The sequence below is a fragment of the Enterococcus sp. DIV1283b genome (genome assembly GCF_051710965.1).
Lineage (GTDB): Bacteria > Bacillota > Bacilli > Lactobacillales > Enterococcaceae > Enterococcus_B > Enterococcus_B lactis.
The window spans coordinates 309,731-327,754 of record NZ_JBIOLR010000001.1; the positions used below are offsets into that span (position 1 = coordinate 309,731).

Consider the following 18,024-nt stretch of genomic DNA (forward strand, 5'->3'; position numbering starts at 1 on the left):
CAGTTCATCTGATGTATTTTATGATAAATACATCAGATGAATTTTTGTTTTATATTTGGTAAAACGGACAAGCAAATAGTTTTTATTCACCGAAATGTAAGCGCTGACTAACAGGCAAAAAGAGATGACGCAAGGAGAAGAAGCAGGAATGAGGGGATCTGGAATGAGTTTTATGGATAAATTAGCCAATGTTTTAGGGAACGTGGCAACGAGAATCAATAATTTAAGGTATATCATGGTGATAAAAAACGCATTTGCTGCATTGATTCCGGTAATTATTACGGGTGCTTTTGGCACGTTGTTTTCAGCAATGGTCTTTGATTCGGAAAATGGGTTAGCACAGATAAGTTTTTTGCGTTTTTTAGAAGAATTAAAACCTATCGCATCTGCCATCAGCTATGTCACACTAAGTTTCTTGACCATCTATGCTGTTTTTCTGATAGGGATCGAATTAGCAAAGCTGAATAAAGTGGATGGTGTATTCCCTGGTATCATCGCAGTGATGTCTTATTTATCTGTTAATCCAACTGTTTATGAATTAGTGAATGAAAATCAGACTGTTATAGTCGAAAACGTATTGGCTAAACAATATACAGATACGAAAGGGTTATTTTTGGGAATGTTGGTCTCCATCCTTTCCATTGAACTTTATTGCTGGTTGAGGAAACAGAAGAAACTACAGCTGAGAATGCCTGATACCGTGCCAACGAATGTTTCTGCCAGTTTTTCTGCGTTATTTCCCACGATTCTGACAGTATCAGGTATCGCGGCTGCGGGATTTATCATCAAAGAACTTACAGGGATGTACCTTTATGATATCATTTACAATGTCGTGCAACGACCATTAGAAGGTGTCGTTCAAGGGTTACCGGGTATTTTGTTACTGATGTTCATTGCGCAAGTCTTTTGGGTGATTGGTATCCATGGGAATCAAATGGTGAAGCCAATTCGAGAACCGTTGCTTTTAGCGGCAATTGCTGTAAATACGGAAGCTTTTGAAGCTGGAAAAGAAGTACCAAACATTATCACTATGCCATTTTGGGATATGTATATGAGTATGGGCGGGTCTGGAGTCACGATAGGTCTACTGATAGCAGTATTGCTAGTGGGAAAGCGAGAAGATATGAAACAAATCACCAAGTTATCTCTTGCTCCTGGGATCTTCAACATCAATGAACCAGTTATTTTTGGTATGCCGATCATGCTGAATCCTATTTTAGCTATCCCGTTTATCTTAACGCCGCTTGTTACAGGAACGATCGGTTATTTTGCAACCGCTTTAGGGTTTGCGGCAAAAGCAGTTGTAATGGTTCCTTGGCCAATGCCGCCGATCGTCAATGCTTATCTGGCCACAGCAGGAAATATCGGTGCAGTTATTACGCAACTTGTTTGTATTGTTGTTTCTATTTTGATCTATCTGCCATTCGTAAAAGTAGCAAATCGTGTGGAAAATGATGGGATCTAAAAAACAGGAGGAAATCATGAAAATTACTATTCCGGAAAATTTTATTCTTGGTGCAGCATCTTCTGCTTGGCAAACGGAAGGTTGGAAAGGAAAAAAAGAGGGACAGGATTCGTTTATAGATAGCTGGTATAAAAATGAACATTTTGTTTGGCATAATGGGTATGGTCCAGCCGTAGCAACTAATTTTATGGAGCAGTACCAACAGGATGTAGATTTGATGAAATCCATCCATCTGACACATTATCGGACTTCTATCAATTGGGCTCGTTTTTTCACTGATTACGAGAATTGTATAGTAGATGAAGAATATGCTCAGCATATAAGTGAAATGATCGACTCTTTGATCGAAGCAGACGTAGAACCGATGATTTGTTTAGAACACTACGAAGTCCCTGCTTTTCTTTTGGAAAAATATGATGGCTGGTCTTCAAGAAAAGTGGTTGATTTTTATGCTAAGTACGCAAAGATTGCTTTTGATCGTTACGGTGACAGGGTAAAAAACTGGTTTACATTCAACGAACCAATCGTTCCCCAAACGCGTTGCTATTTGGATGCTGTTCGCTGGCCGCATGAACAAAACACAAAAAAATGGATGATGTGGAATTATCACAAAGTTTTAGCAACGGCTAAAGCTGTAGAAATTTACCATAGTGGCAATTATGGCGGAAGGATTGGCTGTATTTTAAATCCTGAGATGGTCTATGCTCGTTCCAGTTCTCCAGAAGACCAAAAAGCTGCTTATATGTATGACCTGTTTTATAATCGAGTATTTTTTGATCCGATGGTAAAAGGGTACTACACAGAAGAGTTCTTGGAGTTGTGTCGAAAACAATCGATTTATTTCGATCCTGCAACAGAGGATTTAGAAACGATCCAACATCATACAGTAGATTTCCTTGGGATCAATCAATATTACCCTAAACGCGTTCGTGCTCCTCGTTACCAATGGAATGAAGAAACACCGTTTCATCCAGAACGATATTATGAAGTCTTTGATTTGCCTGGGAAGAAAATGAACAATTCCAGAGGGTGGGAGATCTATCCAAAAATCATGTATGATATAGCTATGTATCTAAAAGAAAATTATCGTAATATTCCTTGGCTGATAACAGAAAACGGTATGGGAAGAGAACATGAAGAACAGTATATGGATGAGAAAGGGATCGTGCAAGATGACTATCGTATCGAATTTATCGGACAGCATTTGCGTTATTTGATCAAAGCAGCAGAAGAAGGTGCCAATTGCGAAGGCTATATGCTATGGGCATTCACTGACTGTGTTTCACCAATGAATGCATTTAAGAATCGATATGGATTAGTTCGAATCGAATTGAACGATGAACGAAGCAGAACATTGAAAAAGTCTGCTTCATGGTATCAATCTCTGATTGATAAGAGAGAATTAAGTTTACCTGATGAAGCCTATAAATAACTAGAAGTTTTTCGAAGATATTGATTGTATTTGCTGGTTATTTGAAATAAAAGAGGTTGTGAAAGTAGCATTTTAACCTCTTATTCAAAAAAAGTTATGACAGAAGACTTGTCATAACTTTTTTTGTGCACGTTAAAAGAAATAAACACAATAAAAAAGAATTTGTGTGTTTAGTGTGCGCTTTCTTTTTTAGTGTGTATGCAACTTGGTATAGACCATAAACGTGATAATATCAACTTTTTAAAGCGCTTTTAAAGTTGGCACACTACTTGCTTTATATACAAGTGTAAGAAATAGAAAGGAACGTGTTTAAAATGGAAAAGAGAACAATCATGCTTGTATGTTCAGCTGGAATGAGTACAAGCCTCCTAGTCACAAAAATGCAAAAAGCAGCAGAAGCAAAAGGAATAGAAGCAGATATCTTTGCTGTCTCTGCCTCAGATGCAGATAATCAACTAGAATCTAAAAATGTAGACGTTTTACTTTTAGGTCCGCAAGTACGTTTTATGCAAAATCAATTTGCTGAAAAGCTAGCACCTAAAGGTATTCCTTTAGATGTGATCAATATGGCTGACTATGGCATGATGAATGGTGAAAAAGTACTCGACCAAGCAGAAAAACTAATAAACAAATAATAAAAATATCGGAGGAAACAAGAAATGGAAGATCAAAAAAATCTAGAAGCCATCATGGGTCTGATCATGTTTGGCGGAAATGCAAAAAGCGATGCAATGGAAGCGATTGCTGCTGCGAAAAAAGGAGATTTCACTTTAGCAGATGAAAAAATCAAAGATGCAGAGGAATCTTTAGTCCAAGCACATCACTCTCAAACAGAGATGCTGACGCAAGAAGCACAAGGAAACCACGTTGAAGTAACACTTTTGACAGTCCACAGCCAAGATCACCTGATGACATCTATTGCTTTTACAGATTTAGCAAAAGAGATCATTGACCTGTATCGTCGGTTGGACGCGTAATCCACAGTAAAGAAAAGAGGGAAGATTTATGGATAAATTTGTTGCATTTATGGAGAAACATTTTATACCTGTCGCATCAAAAATTGGTGCACAACGGCATTTAGTTGCGATTCGGGATTCATTTATGGTGAGTATGCCGTTAATGATTTTAGGAGCATTAGCAGTAATGATCAATAACTTACCGATTCCCGGATTCCAAGAATTGATGAATTCAATTTTTGGCGGTGAATCATGGAAAGGATTCGGGGCTGCAGCTTGGAACGGCACATTTGCCATTCTTTCTGTCTTGATTGCTTTCTTACTTGCGTATCATTTAGCTAACGGCTACCGAAAAGACGGTGTTTCCGCAGGTGTGATTTCTTTAGGCTCTTTCTTTGCTTTAGGCGGAGCGTTAGGTATGAGCTCAAACGGTTTGTTTATTGCTATTATTGTTGGGATTATTTCAACAGAAATCTTTGTACGTTTAAGCGGAAATGAAAAATTGATCATCAAAATGCCTGATGGTGTGCCACCAGCAGTTGCGAAAGCATTTGCTTCATTACTGCCAGCAATGATCACTATCTCTGCCTTTGCTTTAGTTGCTGCAATTTTTGCTGCATTTGGGGTTGATGATATCGTAGGTTCGTTCTATACAGTGGTCCAAGAACCATTTATGGGACTTGCGAACTCTTATCCATCTGCATTATTGCTTGCATTTATCACACCATTCTTATGGTTCTTTGGTTTACACGGGGCGAATATGGTCGATCCTTTGATGCAAACGATCAATGCGCCAGCAATCGAAGCAAATGTCAATGCGATCGCAGCTGGACATAGCGCACCATTTATCGTGAACAAACCTTTCTTCGACAGCTTTGTCAATTTAGGAGGAACAGGTGCAACATTAGGTTTACTGTTAGCTATTTATTTAGTAGGACGTAAAAACAAACCGTATATGGTTGTAACAAACTTGTCGATTGCGCCAGGTGTTTTCAATATCAATGAACCAACGATGTTTGGTTTACCGATCGTATTGAATCCAATTATGTTCATTCCATTTATTTTGACACCAATGGTCTTAGTTAGTGTTGCGTACTTTGCGACTTCTACAGGTTTAGTGCCAGCAGCTACTGTTATGCCACCATGGGTAACGCCACCAATTATTGGCGGTGTATTGGCAACGAAGAGTATTGCAGGTGGTGTACTGGCCGCTGTCAATCTGATTCTTTCTATTTTGATCTATCTGCCGTTCGTCAAAGTAGCTACGATCCAAGAAAGAAGAAAAGAAGCTTTGGATGCTTAATGAAAAAAGAAAGCAGAACCGGTTATCTGGTTCTGCTTTTTCTTTTGGTATAGTCAGTGTAAAAAAACGAATCGTGCATATTGCAAAACAGTTTTTACTAGCGTTTCTTATTCACAGCAGAAATGATCAGCATCATTGGGCGGCGCAATTCGTCTTTCATTCCTGGTTGTTCCAACATGTTTTCTGAGGGAATGGGCTCTGCTACATGTTGAATATGAAAGTCGTTAGATAAAAGAGCTTCAAGATAGGTTGTCAACGTTCGGTGATATTTTTTTACAGGCGAATCTAAGAAATTTGTTAATCGTTCTCCTTCATAGAAATAGTCATTTATAGGAAAGTGTTTTATGTTGCCATCTTCGTCATATATCCAATCCTGTTCAGCAATAGAAGTGAATACTGGATGTTCAACTGAAAAGACAAAATGACCGTCTGCTTTTAAATAATTTTTGATTTTTTTGACAAGTGGTTCAAACGATTCGACGTAATGGAAAGCCAGTGAACTTATGACGACATCAAATTGATTTTCTTGAAAATCAACCAGAGAAATATCTTCGTGAAGATAGTCAATAGTTGTAAAAGGTGTATTTTCTTTGGCAACTTGCAACATTTTTTCGGACAAATCAACACCAATCACTTTTTTCGCACCGTTTTCTGCAGCATAACGACAGTGCCAACCGTACCCACATCCTAAATCCAATACTTGCTTATCCCTGAAATCAGGGAGTAATTTTTTCAAGACATGCCATTCCCCAGCGCCTTGCAGTCCTTGTTGGCTACGAGCCATTTGTTTGTATTGTTCAAAAAATTCTTGATTATCGTAGATTGTTTTTTTCATTCATTTTTCCTCCATGCAATAGTTTTTAGATCTAAGAAAGTAGTATTGCATGGAGCAAATCTCTTTTATGTGCAATCATTCTGATCACCCTTTCTTCTGTATTTTAACGAATTTTACGCTACATTTGCAATTAGAATAAAAAATCAAGCGATTGAAAAGCTATTTGAAATACAAGGTGCTATAATAGACCAAATATGAATGGGAGAGAGTACAAATGGAAAGAAGAACAGTCATAAAATTGCGGGATCGACCGACGTTGATAAAAGAAACAGCCGAATGGTTTGCTTCAAAATGGCATCTGCCAGTTGCTGTTTATGAAGAAAGTATCCAAGCAAGCACGAGAAAAAACACATCGGTTCCGCAATGGTATGTGGTGTTGGATGAATTGGGAGAGATTATTGCAGGTGCAGGTGTTGTTGAAAATGATTTTCATGATCGAGTAGATTTGACTCCGAATGTCTGTGCACTGTTTGTTGAAAAAGACTACCGAAACCAACGGATTGCCAAAATGATTTTAGAAACGATTAAGCAGGACTTTGCAGAAATGGGCGTAAAGATGCTTTATCTTGTGACGGATCATACGGATTTTTATGAAAAATACAATTGGCAATTTATCGGGATGGCTCAGGATAATGAAGGAATTCCTGTGCGAGTGTACCAAATGACGCTGTAAGAGTAGGTACATGAAACAGCATATAGAGAAGGAAACCGCAAAATTGTTCTATACTTAGAAATTTTTTCGAATCGCAGTATGCGAAATATGCACAACCCAAGAATAACAAAAAAGCATGGAGAAGGCTAAACTGCCTTCCCATGCTTTTTCCTTGTTCTTTTCTCGTCGTAAATAAAAATGTTCCTAACGATTCTGAGAATAGGACGAATCGTCAAGAAAACAGCACCAGCCAAATAAAAATAGGTGCCATATCGATCGGGGATTTTAGTTAAGGAAGCAAGGCTTCCAAAAATATAGAAAATCCCGGTTAATAAATCGACAGCTAGTGAGATCAATGTGTAACGGTTTTGGAAATAGAAGCGGAAGCGTCGTCCTCGTATTTCGATATCTTCTTCTTTTCCTATTTCGATCTCATGGGTATTTCGTTTGATTTTGGGCATAAAGAAAATCACCTGTATTTTTTACTGATTTCAAGGTTTCAAAACAACTTTTATATTTTTATCTTCTTTTTTGTCAAAGATCTCATATGCTTGTGCGGCTTCTTCCAGTGGTAGCGAATGAGTAATGATTTGTGTAGGATCAAATAGTCCTTCTGCAATCATTTCGTAGATTTTCGGCATCAGATGGATAATTGGTGCCTGTCCATGCTTGACCGCAATATCCCGCATGAAAAACTCTTGAAGCGGGTAAGAAGAAGCTGGCGTCATATACACACCAGTTACTTGGACGGTTCCGAATTTTTTGACAGCTTGCGAAGCCATCTGTAATGGAGAAATCGTGCCGCTTTGTAGGCTCACCAAATTTTTTGCTTTTTCTTTTACAGGCTCTAACCCGTCCATTCCTACACAATCGATGATGACATCGGCACCACCTTTAGCTAACTCATATAATTCCGTTCCAGCTTGGGCCGTGTCTTCTAAGAAATAAGTTTCCACGCCGTTGTAATTAGCCGCTTTATCTAAACGATGTTGTACTGGATCCACTGCAATCACGCGCTCTGCTCCAGCCATTACAGCGAATTTTTGAGCAAATAGACCGACTGGACCAGATCCTAGAATCACAACTGTATCACCTTTTTTTACGCCTGCATTTTCAACGCTCCAATAAGCTGTAGGCAAAATATCTGATAAAAACAAAACTTTTTCATCAGGAAGATTATTATCTGGAACGACAAACGAAGTAGAGTCTGCATAAGGTACTCTTAGGTATTCTGCTTGCCCACCCCAATGATTGCCATTCAACTTGCCAAAACCGAAAAGCCCACCATATAACTGATCTGGATTTGATTCATCACATTGGCTTTCCATGTGATTCAGGCAGAAATGACAATGACCACAACTGATATTAAAAGGGATAACCACTCGTTGCCCTTTTTTCAATGTTTGAACTTGTGATCCTACTTCTTCGACGATTCCCATAGGTTCGTGACCTACAACATATCCTTTTTCCAAAACTGCTTCACCATGATGGTAAAGATGCAGATCGGAGCCGCAAATGGCGGTTGCTGTGATACGGATGATTGCGTCTGTTGGTTCTAATATTCTTGGATCATCTACGTTTCTGATTTCCATTTTTTGTTTTCCTTGCCAAGTGACTGCTTTCATTGGAGATGCTCCTTTCAGATTCACAAAATTGTCTGCATTATTGGTACTACAGATACTTTCATTCTAAAGGAGTTCTTATCTTTTTGATAATGAAACGCTTTTTTCTCAACATAAAAATCCTCAAAAAAGCAAGAGTTCCAAAATTTTTTTTTATTAGAAAAAGAAGGAGTGTGCCTTCATTGTATCCTTACGTACAGTAAAGTATAGTTGAACTATTGAATCATTTTAACTATTTAAACAATAACCAACCATCATTCGTTTCAGTGAAAAAACAAATACGAGGAGGCGTAATGAAACAAATTCAAAATAAATGGAATAAACGGATCATTGTTATGATTAGTTCTGTCTGCCTGTTTTGCCTGACTGTTATGCTTTGTTTAATAAGCACCTTGGCAAATCAACATTTTATGTTAGAGCAAAACATGCAATCGGACTATGCGAAAAAAGTAGCTGCTGAGATCAATCGAGAGATCCAAAGCTATCATTATGAGATCGGAGCTCCGGCTGAAGCATTGGAAAAGATTGTTTCTGAAGAACTAGTACAAAAAAATATCGAGCTTTTCATCCGCAACAGATATGAAAAAGAACCAGTAGAACTGATCGGAGAAAAAGAAGTAGAAGAAAAGCTCCAAGAGATAATCAATACATACAAACAAGAAGAAGCAGAGGATGATCCATTTGCTAGTGAAGAAAACAATTTACTCATCTATATGACTTCTGGGATTTTTCGGCGAGGAATACAATCCATTTATTTGATGTCATTCATCGATCAGATATTGACGATACGAGAGCGAATGGTTTCTTTTCTTCCAGTGATCAGCAGTATCTTGCTTGTATTGCTGAGCGGAGTGTTTTACTTATACAGAATGTCTTGGAAAAAAGTTCTTTGGTCATTTGCAGTGGTGATAGGAGGTGCGGGCTTCCAATTATTAAGTCTGTCAGTCAGTCTCTATTTGTACGATATGGCCAGTCAGTTAGATATTCGAACCCAAGCACTGCAACATTTGTTAGACACATATATTTTGTCATTCATCCAATTTTTTAGTGTAGTAGCAATCGTTGAAGTAGTGATAGCAGCTGGGTTATGGTGGATTGGCAAGAGAGTGAATACTGAAAAAAAGGTTTTTTCAAAAAGAAACGAATATAAATAATAAGAGGTTGTGACGTGAAATCTGTCACAACCTCTTGATTATTCAAACATTTTTTTTGCGGCACGAGCTAGAGTAGGGATGTCTTTGTCGTAACGCGGTGTTTTGACAAGACGGGACATAGGGATGCCCGCAAAATGGAAAGCAGCGATTTCTCCAGAACGTACAGCACTTTGTTCAGTAAAGATCATCTGATAAGGCTGCTCAACAAATTCTCCTGTAAAGGCCAGATTGGTTGAATGTTTAGGAATGACTTTTGGTCGATCACTTTTTGCACGGTTATTGAACAATGCGGAAGCATAAGGCATATAGACAGGGATATTATTTATTACGCTGTCGAAAATCTCTGTTTCTTTTTCCCGAATATTCACTGGACCAGGATCTACTTTTGAAAGTTGTCCAATCAGTTCTTCCAACATTTCTTTTCCGTTCATCTTAATATACTGTTTATCCACAAATTCGCCACGTCGTCTTGGATAAAGGAAATAACCCCAAATAACTGTTTCATTTGGTTTTTGAGACGTAAAATGCGGTTGATGATGCACGACGATAGACATATTGACATCTTTTTGGCCTAATGGCGTGATCGGTGTAGTTGAAATAAATGAATTCAAGGCATTTCCTGGTTCTTGAGTCGTGATACGGGTGATTTCATTCAATAACAGGTGGTTTTTCGTCGTCAGAGTAAAGCTGACCCATTCGCTCGCATCTCGATCCGCGAAAAATTTGTCGGGATTTCCTAAGTTATAGAAACGTTCGCTGGCTTTTTTCCAGAGACTAGAAGCTGCACCATAATCCATATTTTCTACAGCTGGTGTTTCGTAATCTCCCAAAGTAGCTGAATCTGTAATAGAACCATTAGTGAAAATAACCGCTGTATCTTCATCTACCGTGACATGCTCCTCTTCCTGAGTCAATGTATTAATCATTTTCAAACCAGTGACAGTGATTTCATCTTGCATCGGTGTATCTTTGAATTCCCAGTCAGTGACACGGCGGTTCAAAATGATTTTGCATCCTTGTTCTTTCAAGTACTCGATCAAAGGAAGCATGATACTTTCGTACTGATTATAGCGTGTTCGATTGACGCCCACTAAATGTTCGATTTGAGTGAATTCATAAATCATTTGATGCATATAGCGACGCAATTCTTGAGCAGAACTACGTGTTCTGAAAGCAAATGTTGTTTCCCACATAAACCAGAAGTTTGTTTCAAAAAAGTGTGGATCATCTTTGAAATATTCTTCGATAGTGATATTGTCTAGTTTTTCTTCTTCTGAATCAGGCATGGCAATCAGTTTAGTCAGAAGAATACGGTCCTTGTTGTTGAAGCCCAGTTTTCCACCGTCAATGATTCCTTTACCACCTTCCATCAAACGTGCTTTGTCAAAGGTACGGTGTTTTGCATCAAAATCTCTCGTATCTTCTTCAGCAGTCATCCCTGGCTCAGTAACAGAAGGTATTCGACTTAATAGATCCATCAAATCTACATAGGTACGGTAATTAAGCATACGACCGCCCCGAGCAATATAGCCTTTTTGGTTTTCTAATGGATGATTTTTATTCCAATATTCATCCACTACAGTGTCGGTCGGTGCACCATCATTTGAACCGTGATCATCCAATGAATAAAAGGTGATCTGATCCCCTTTCCATTTGCCTTCTTGAATCAAATAAACAGCCGCTGCCATATTGGCAATACCGGCACCAATCATTATTGCTTTACTTTTTCTCATTGTGATTCCTCCAATGTCTTCCAAGTATGTCCGTAGTGATTCAACGAAATAGGATGCTAGATGGATTCAAATTCATCATATAAATGACTATCATCTTCGAATAGCCCTGTTTTTTTTCCTAGATATGCAGCGCCAAGGGCAAGCAAACCTAAACCGATGCCGACTTTGATTAATTTTTTACTCATGAAAAACGCCTCCTTGTTTTCTCTTTCTATATCCAAGGATAGTTCGTTTTTATGAGAATGCCAAATGATAGGGTGAGAAGAAAAAGGAAATTTTGACAAAAAAGAAGAAGTGTCTGAATGCCGTGTAAGAAAACAAGAAGATGGAAGAAGGAAAATAGTAGAAAAGGACGTATAAAAAATAACAATTAATATTTTTGATGAATGATAAAACAACGTACAAAAAGTCTGAATAACAGAAAAAAGTGAATCATATTAAAAAAATTATATGATATAATTTTAGTGAAAATGGCTTCCTGTCTGGCAGGAAGATGAAGGAATGATTTTGAAAAGCAAAGCACAAAAAAAAGCGCCGAGAACAGCGCTGCTTTAAAAAAAGCTGATGACGGACAAAGCCTTATTTTAACTTGCTATATTGATTTGAATGCTACCAATATATTTATTATAGCAAAAATCACAGCTTTTACAATAGGTGTTTTCGTTTTTTCAATTATGATGAGCTGTTGGATGAAAGGATGATTTAGCGCATGAAGAAAGAGTATACGATCGGATTAGATATCGGGACTAATTCCGTCGGATGGTCCGTATTGACAGATGACTATCGATTGGTTTCCAAAAAGATGAAAGTAGCAGGAAATACAGAAAAGAGTAGCACGAAGAAAAACTTTTGGGGTGTTCGACTTTTTGACGAAGGCCAGACTGCCGAAGCAAGAAGAAGCAAGCGGACTGCGCGCAGGAGGTTAGCGAGACGCAGACAACGAATCCTTGAACTGCAAAAAATATTCGCACCAGAGATCTCAAAAATAGATGAACACTTTTTTGCTCGACTGAATGAAAGTTTTTTAGTCCCAGATGAAAAGAAACAGTCGAGACATCCGGTCTTTGCTACGATCAAGCAAGAAAAAAGCTACCATCAGACTTACCCGACGATCTATCATTTGAGACAAGCGCTAGCTGACTCTTCAGAGAAGGCGGACATCCGTCTCGTTTATTTAGCAATGGCTCATCTCTTGAAATATCGGGGACATTTTTTGATTGAGGGTGAATTGAATACGGAGAATTCCTCAGTGACAGAGACTTTTCGACAATTTCTGAGCACATATAACCAGCAATTCAGCGAAGCAGGCGACAAACAAACAGAAAAATTAGACGAAACGGTCGATTGTTCTTTCGTTTTTACAGAAAAGATGTCGAAAACAAAAAAAACAGAAACGCTCCTGAAATATTTTCCTCATGAAAAATCCAATGGCTATCTCAGTCAATTTATAAAATTAATGGTAGGGAATCAGGGGAATTTCAAAAATGTATTTGGATTAGAAGAAGAAGCGAAACTGCAATTTTCAAAAGAAACATATGAAGAAGACCTTGAAGAATTGTTAGAAAAAATCGGAGATGATTACATCGATCTTTTTGTCCAAGCGAAAAATGTTTATGACGCTGTCTTGTTATCTGAGATTCTTTCTGACAGTACGAAAAATACGCGAGCGAAGCTTTCAGCAGGGATGATCAGTCGCTATGACGCACATAAAGAAGACTTGGTCCTTCTGAAACGATTTGTGAAAGAGAATCTGCCGAAGAAATATCGCGCCTTTTTTGGGGATAATTCAGTCAACGGATATGCAGGGTATATCGAAGGGCATGCGACACAAGAAGATTTCTATAAATTTGTCAAAAAAGAACTGACAGGTATCCGAGGCAGCGAGGTGTTCCTGACAAAGATCGAACAAGAGAATTTTTTGAGAAAACAACGTACATTTGATAACGGTGTGATCCCGCATCAGATCCATTTGACCGAGCTGAGAGCAATTATTGCAAACCAGAAAAAGCATTATCCTTTTTTAAAAGAAGAACAAGAAAAGCTGGAAAGTTTATTGACCTTCAAGATACCGTATTATGTTGGTCCGTTAGCAAAAAAACAGGAAAATAGTCCATTTGCGTGGCTTATCAGAAAATCAGAGGAAAAGATCAAACCTTGGAACTTACCTGAAATAGTGGATATGGAGGGCTCTGCTGTCCGGTTTATCGAACGAATGATCAACACAGATATGTACATGCCACACAACAAGGTATTGCCAAAAAACAGCCTGTTGTATCAGAAATTTTCGATCTATAATGAGTTGACTAAAGTAAGATATCAAGACGAACGTGGTCAGATGAACTATTTTTCCAGCATAGAGAAGAAAGAAATCTTTCATGAATTGTTCGAAAAGAATCGAAAGGTAACCAAAAAAGATTTACAAGAATTTTTGTATTTGAAATACGATATCAAACACGCGGAACTGTCCGGCATCGAAAAAGCATTCAACGCTTCCTATACAACGTACCACGATTTTTTGACCATGAGTGAAAATAAAAGAGAAATGAAACAATGGCTGGAAGATCCTGAATTGGCATCAATGTTTGAAGAAATCATCAAAACGCTGACTGTTTTTGAGGATCGGGAAATGATTAAAACAAGGTTGAGTCATCATGAAGCGATTTTAGGAAAACACATAATCAAGAAACTTACAAAAAAACATTACACTGGTTGGGGTAGATTATCGAAAGAACTGATCCAAGGAATCCGAGACAAACAATCGAACAAAACAATCTTAGACTATTTGATCAATGATGACGATTTTCCTCATCATCGAAATCGTAACTTCATGCAGCTGATCAATGATGATAGTTTATCGTTCAAAAAAGAAATTAAAAAAGCACAAATGATCACAGACACAGAAAATCTGGAAGAAATCGTCAAAGAATTAACAGGCAGTCCGGCTATCAAAAAAGGTATCCTCCAAAGTTTGAAGATTGTAGATGAAATCGTTGGCATCATGGGCTATGAACCGGCAAACATCGTGGTCGAGATGGCCAGAGAAAATCAAACGACGGGCAGAGGACTCAAAAATTCACGGTCGCGGTTGAAAGCTTTGGAAGAATCACTTAAAGAGTTCGGCAGTCAATTGCTGAAAGAGTATCCGACCGATAACAGCTCCCTGCAAAAAGACCGATTATATCTCTATTATTTGCAGAATGGTCGAGATATGTATACAGGTGCGCCTTTAGATATCCATCGATTATCAGATTACGATATCGACCATATTATCCCAAGAAGCTTTACGACCGATAACTCGATCGATAACAAAGTTTTAGTTTCCTCAAAAGAAAATCGTCTGAAAAAAGACGATGTACCAAGTGAGAAAGTCGTGAAAAAATGAGCAGTTTCTGGTACGACCTTTATTCGTCTAAGCTGATCAGTAAAAGAAAACTTGATAATCTGACAAAAATCAAATTGACGGAAGAAGACAAGGCAGGATTCATCAAACGGCAGTTGGTGGAAACGCGTCAGATTACCAAGCACGTAGCCGGTATTTTACATCATCGGTTCAATAAAGCAGAAGACACAACTGAACCGATACGTAAAGTTCGGATCATCATGCTCAAATCTGCACTAGTCATTCAATTCAGAAACCGTTTCGGGATCTATAAAGTACGTGAGATCAATGAATATCATCACGCACATGATGCATATCTGAACGGTGTGGTCGCTCTTGCTCTTTTGAAGAAATATCCGCAACTAGCACCGGAATTCGTTTATGGCGAATATCTGAAGTTCAATGCGCATAAAGCAAACAAAGCGACGGTAAAAAAAGAATTTTATTCGAACATCATGAAATTTTTCGAAAGTGACAAACCGGTTTTCGATGAAAATGGTGAGATTTTCTGGGACAAATCAAAAAGTATCGCACAGGTAAAAAAAGTCATCAATAGCCACCATATGAATATCGTGAAAAAAACAGAAATTCAAAAAGGAGGCTTCTCAAAGGAAACAGTTGAGCCTAAAAAAGATTCTTCTAAGCTGTTACCTCGGAAAAACAACTGGTATCCAGCTAAATACGGCGGGTTAGGTAGCCCAAACGTTGCTTACACAGTCGCTTTCACTTATGAAAAAGGAAAAGCGCGCAAACGGACAAATGCGGTAGAAGGCATCACAATCATGGAGAGAGAAGCATTTGAACAGTCCCCCGTTTTATTTTTGAAAAACAAAGGGTACGAACAGGCAGAAATTGAGATGAAATTGCCTAAGTACACGCTATTTGAACTAGAAAACGGGCGTAAACGAATGGTCGCAAGCAATAAGGAAGCACAAAAAGCCAATTCATTTCTCTTGCCGGAGCATCTAGTCACACTTCTTTATCATGCAAAACAGTACGATGAGATTTCTCATAAAGAAAGTTTTGATTATGTGAATGAACACCACAAGGAGTTTTCAGAAGTGTTTGCCCGTGTCCTCGAATTTGCAGGGAAATATACCTTGGCAGAGAAAAATAGTGAGAAACTGGAAAAAATTTACAAAGAAAACCAAACGGATGATCTAGCTAAACTAGCAAGTTCTTTTGTCAATCTCATGCAGTTCAATGCGATGGGCGCATCGGCTGATTTCAAATTTTTTGATGTGACGATCCCGCGAAAAAGGTACACTAGCTTGACTGAGATCTGGCAGTCAACGATTATTCATCAATCAATCACCGGATTATATGAAACTCGTATCAGGATGGGGAAATAAATGGGATGGCGCACAGTAGTGGTCAACACACATTCCAAATTAGCATACGTAAATAATCATTTGATTTTCAAAAATGCTGAAAAAACCGAACGTCTCCATCTGTCAGAAATTGATGTGCTGTTATTGGAAACCACAGATATCACTATCACAACGATGCTCTTGAAACGATTAGTCGATGAGAAAATACTCGTGTTGTTTTGTGATGACAAACGACTTCCTGTTGCTAAGCTGTTGCCGTTCTACAGTCGACATGACAGCAGTTTGCAGTTAACGCGACAATTGGCGTGGTCTCCTGAAAAAAAGGGGCAGGTATGGACAGCAATTATTTCCCAGAAAATCCAGAACCAAAGTAATTTCTTGCAAAAGCAATCATTTACTGAAAAAGCAGAATCAATACAAGAATTGCACGAAGGTTTACTTGAATTTGACCCAACGAATCGCGAAGGCCATGCTGCAAGAATCTATTTTCAAACATTGTTCGGCACGAAGTTTACTCGTGAAGAAAACAATGAGATCAATGCAGGATTAGATTACGGATATACACTGTTATTGAGCATGTTTGCCCGAGAGATCGTCAAAAATGGTTGCATGACACAATTTGGATTGAAGCATGCGAATCAATTCAATGATTTTAATTTGGCTAGTGATTTCATGGAACCATTCCGACCGGTCATAGACGAGATTGTTTATCGCTACCGCAACTGCGACTTTCCTGTGATCAAGCGGCGTTTGTTTGATTTATTTACCAATAAATACAGTTATGGAAAAAAAGAAATGTTTCTTACCAACATCGTATCGGATTATACGAGTAAAGTAATCAAAGTATTGAATAACGAAACGGAAGGAGTCCCTCAATTTCGGATATGAGTTATCGTTATATGAGAATGATCTTAATGTTTGATATGCCTACTGAAACAGCCGATGAACGAAAAGCATACAGGAAATTCAGGAAATTTTTATTGAGCGAAGGATTCATCATGCATCAGTTTTCCGTGTACAGTAAATTATTGCTGAATCCTACAGCTAGCCAAGCGATGCTGAAACGATTAAAAAGCAATAACCCTAAAAAAGGATTTGTCACACTACTCACGGTAACGGAAAAACAATTCGCGCGTATGGTTTATTTGAGTGGGGAAAGAGATACAAGTGTGGCTAATTCGGATAAGCGAGTCATTTATCTAGGGGAGGACGAAGATGCTGAATCTTAATTTTCCATTATTGGAACAGCCTCTGCCACTGGAAAAAGCTACATTTTTAATCGTAGAAGATGTCACTGTGTTTGCAAAAGTCGTGAAATGGTTCTATCAGTACAGTGAATCCCATGAACTAAAGCTGTTCAACGATAAATACAAAGAATTAAAAGAGTCAGATTTACTGATTATCACAGATGTTTTAGGTTTTGACATCAATTCGGCATCGACTTTAAAATTGATCTACGCAGATTTGGAGCGCCAGCTCAATGAAAAAGTAGAAGTGAAATCAATGATTGATAAACTGACAGCGACGATCAGTGAGCTGATCGGGTACGAGTTGTTGGATCACGAACTCGATTTAGAAGGAGACGAGATCACGGTCTTGGAATTATTCAAAGCATTGGGTATCAAGATCGAGACAAGAAGTGATACTATTTTTGAGAAATTACTTGAGTTGCTTCAGGTTTATAAATACTTGTCTAAGAAAAAATTATTGGTTTTGATCAATGTGTGTTCCTATCTCACGGAAGAAGAAATCAGCGAAGTGCAAGATTATATTTCGTTATATCATATGGAAGTGCTATTTGTAGAGCCGCGTTCGATCAAAGGGATAAAACAATTTGTCTTGGATAAAGACTATTTCTTGAACTTGGAAAACATGGTATAATGGTAAAAAAGAGAAGCGTTCAAAGCTGAAGTTTTGCTATGAACGAGTAGCGTGATTATGAAACATTGACGGAAAAATTTTTTCTGCGAGGTTTTAGAGCTATGCTGATTTGAATGCTTCCAAAACAAAGATCCTAGCGGAGAATGGTTCTTTACTGTTTTAGAGCTATGCTGATTTGAATGCTTCCAAAACCCATCACACACCACCCCACACATGCCCCACGTTTTAGAGCTATGCTGTTTTGAATACTACTCTAGCCAAAACAGCCTTGCACTTATCGA

Annotated in this window: 15 protein-coding genes and 1 pseudogene; 11 read left to right on the forward strand and 5 right to left on the reverse strand. The window is 38.3% G+C overall.

Going from position 1 to position 18,024, the window contains the following annotated elements; translation table 11 throughout:
• The first annotated feature begins 148 nt into the window (after window positions 1–148).
• The 5 genes from IGJ53_RS01510 (at window position 149) to IGJ53_RS01530 (ending at window position 5,156) form a co-directional block, all read left to right on the forward strand.
• Window positions 149–1,465, forward strand: coding sequence for a PTS sugar transporter subunit IIC (locus IGJ53_RS01510; protein ID WP_016853121.1), 1,317 nt, complete (start codon window positions 149–151; stop codon window positions 1,463–1,465).
• Between the two features lie 16 nt (window positions 1,466–1,481).
• Window positions 1,482–2,897, forward strand: a complete 1,416-nt coding sequence (locus IGJ53_RS01515; RefSeq protein WP_002375132.1) for a glycoside hydrolase family 1 protein — start codon at window positions 1,482–1,484, stop codon at window positions 2,895–2,897.
• A 314-nt stretch (window positions 2,898–3,211) separates the two neighbouring features.
• A complete protein-coding gene (locus tag IGJ53_RS01520; RefSeq protein ID WP_010731821.1) occupies window positions 3,212–3,532 on the forward strand; it encodes a PTS sugar transporter subunit IIB in 321 nt (106 codons plus the stop codon).
• Between the two features lie 24 nt (window positions 3,533–3,556).
• The gene (locus IGJ53_RS01525; RefSeq protein WP_002292496.1) at window positions 3,557–3,874 is read left to right on the forward strand and encodes a PTS lactose/cellobiose transporter subunit IIA; all 318 of its coding nucleotides are present in this window, start codon (window positions 3,557–3,559) and stop codon (window positions 3,872–3,874) included.
• A gap of 28 nt (window positions 3,875–3,902) precedes the next feature.
• Complete coding sequence (locus IGJ53_RS01530; protein ID WP_002310633.1) at window positions 3,903–5,156, forward strand: PTS sugar transporter subunit IIC; 1,254 nt, start codon at window positions 3,903–3,905, stop codon at window positions 5,154–5,156.
• A 97-nt stretch (window positions 5,157–5,253) separates the two neighbouring features.
• Here the strand turns inward: IGJ53_RS01530 and IGJ53_RS01535 are convergent, their stop codons facing one another.
• Window positions 5,254–5,991, reverse strand: coding sequence for a class I SAM-dependent methyltransferase (locus IGJ53_RS01535; protein WP_002375128.1), 738 nt, complete (start codon window positions 5,989–5,991; stop codon window positions 5,254–5,256).
• A 214-nt stretch (window positions 5,992–6,205) separates the two neighbouring features.
• Between IGJ53_RS01535 and IGJ53_RS01540 the strand changes: the two genes are divergently transcribed.
• Window positions 6,206–6,664, forward strand: coding sequence for a GNAT family N-acetyltransferase (locus tag IGJ53_RS01540; RefSeq protein ID WP_086311223.1), 459 nt, complete (start codon window positions 6,206–6,208; stop codon window positions 6,662–6,664).
• Between the two features lie 125 nt (window positions 6,665–6,789).
• Here the strand turns inward: IGJ53_RS01540 and IGJ53_RS01545 are convergent, their stop codons facing one another.
• Window positions 6,790–7,104: a YrhK family protein gene (locus tag IGJ53_RS01545; protein ID WP_002292499.1), complete on the reverse strand. Its 315-nt coding sequence runs from the start codon at window positions 7,102–7,104 to the stop codon at window positions 6,790–6,792.
• 30 nt (window positions 7,105–7,134) lie between these two features.
• Complete coding sequence (locus IGJ53_RS01550; RefSeq protein WP_002292500.1) at window positions 7,135–8,268, reverse strand: alcohol dehydrogenase catalytic domain-containing protein; 1,134 nt, start codon at window positions 8,266–8,268, stop codon at window positions 7,135–7,137.
• Between the two features lie 290 nt (window positions 8,269–8,558).
• On the opposite strand from IGJ53_RS01550, the gene IGJ53_RS01555 reads away from it, so the two are divergent.
• The gene (locus tag IGJ53_RS01555) at window positions 8,559–9,419 is read left to right on the forward strand and encodes a hypothetical protein (RefSeq protein ID WP_259742035.1); all 861 of its coding nucleotides are present in this window, start codon (window positions 8,559–8,561) and stop codon (window positions 9,417–9,419) included.
• A gap of 38 nt (window positions 9,420–9,457) precedes the next feature.
• On the opposite strand, the gene IGJ53_RS01560 is transcribed toward IGJ53_RS01555, so the two are convergent.
• Window positions 9,458–11,152 carry an oleate hydratase gene (locus tag IGJ53_RS01560; RefSeq protein WP_002375119.1) on the reverse strand — a complete coding sequence of 565 codons (1,695 nt, stop codon included), beginning with the start codon at window positions 11,150–11,152 and terminating at the stop codon, window positions 9,458–9,460.
• A gap of 56 nt (window positions 11,153–11,208) precedes the next feature.
• On the reverse strand, window positions 11,209–11,337 hold the full coding sequence (locus IGJ53_RS01565; protein WP_002287569.1) for a hypothetical protein: 129 nt from the start codon (window positions 11,335–11,337) through the stop codon (window positions 11,209–11,211).
• Window positions 11,338–11,861: 524 nt separating this feature from the next.
• Between IGJ53_RS01565 and cas9 the strand changes: the two are divergent.
• The 4 genes and pseudogenes from cas9 to csn2 all read left to right on the forward strand — a co-directional run bounded on the left by cas9 (window position 11,862) and on the right by csn2 (window position 17,743).
• Window positions 11,862–15,883: pseudogene (gene cas9, locus IGJ53_RS01570) on the forward strand (type II CRISPR RNA-guided endonuclease Cas9).
• Complete coding sequence (gene cas1, locus IGJ53_RS01575; RefSeq protein ID WP_259742033.1) at window positions 15,884–16,750, forward strand: type II CRISPR-associated endonuclease Cas1; 867 nt, start codon at window positions 15,884–15,886, stop codon at window positions 16,748–16,750.
• Complete coding sequence (cas2, locus tag IGJ53_RS01580; RefSeq protein WP_002310648.1) at window positions 16,747–17,091, forward strand: CRISPR-associated endonuclease Cas2; 345 nt, start codon at window positions 16,747–16,749, stop codon at window positions 17,089–17,091. Before cas1 ends, cas2 begins: the two co-directional genes overlap by 4 nt.
• A complete protein-coding gene (gene csn2, locus IGJ53_RS01585; protein ID WP_025476983.1) occupies window positions 17,081–17,743 on the forward strand; it encodes a type II-A CRISPR-associated protein Csn2 in 663 nt (220 codons plus the stop codon). The genes cas2 and csn2 overlap by 11 nt, the downstream gene beginning before the upstream one ends.
• Window positions 17,744–18,024: the final 281 nt, after the last annotated feature.

Bases quoted from the DNA above. Each gene is read 5' to 3' on its own strand.
- IGJ53_RS01510 (WP_016853121.1), top strand. From the start codon at position 149: ATGAGGGGATCTGGAATGAGTTTTATGGATAAATTAGCCAATGTTTTA.
- IGJ53_RS01515 (WP_002375132.1), top strand. From the start codon at position 1,482: ATGAAAATTACTATTCCGGAAAATTTTATTCTTGGTGCAGCATCTTCT.
- IGJ53_RS01520 (WP_010731821.1), top strand. From the start codon at position 3,212: ATGGAAAAGAGAACAATCATGCTTGTATGTTCAGCTGGAATGAGTACA.
- IGJ53_RS01525 (WP_002292496.1), top strand. From the start codon at position 3,557: ATGGAAGATCAAAAAAATCTAGAAGCCATCATGGGTCTGATCATGTTT.
- IGJ53_RS01530 (WP_002310633.1), top strand. From the start codon at position 3,903: ATGGATAAATTTGTTGCATTTATGGAGAAACATTTTATACCTGTCGCA.
- IGJ53_RS01535 (WP_002375128.1), bottom strand. From the start codon at position 5,991: ATGAAAAAAACAATCTACGATAATCAAGAATTTTTTGAACAATACAAA.
- IGJ53_RS01540 (WP_086311223.1), top strand. From the start codon at position 6,206: ATGGAAAGAAGAACAGTCATAAAATTGCGGGATCGACCGACGTTGATA.
- IGJ53_RS01545 (WP_002292499.1), bottom strand. From the start codon at position 7,104: ATGCCCAAAATCAAACGAAATACCCATGAGATCGAAATAGGAAAAGAA.
- IGJ53_RS01550 (WP_002292500.1), bottom strand. From the start codon at position 8,268: ATGAAAGCAGTCACTTGGCAAGGAAAACAAAAAATGGAAATCAGAAAC.
- IGJ53_RS01555 (WP_259742035.1), top strand. From the start codon at position 8,559: ATGAAACAAATTCAAAATAAATGGAATAAACGGATCATTGTTATGATT.
- IGJ53_RS01560 (WP_002375119.1), bottom strand. From the start codon at position 11,152: ATGAGAAAAAGTAAAGCAATAATGATTGGTGCCGGTATTGCCAATATG.
- IGJ53_RS01565 (WP_002287569.1), bottom strand. From the start codon at position 11,337: ATGAGTAAAAAATTAATCAAAGTCGGCATCGGTTTAGGTTTGCTTGCC.
- cas1 (WP_259742033.1), top strand. From the start codon at position 15,884: ATGGGATGGCGCACAGTAGTGGTCAACACACATTCCAAATTAGCATAC.
- cas2 (WP_002310648.1), top strand. From the start codon at position 16,747: ATGAGTTATCGTTATATGAGAATGATCTTAATGTTTGATATGCCTACT.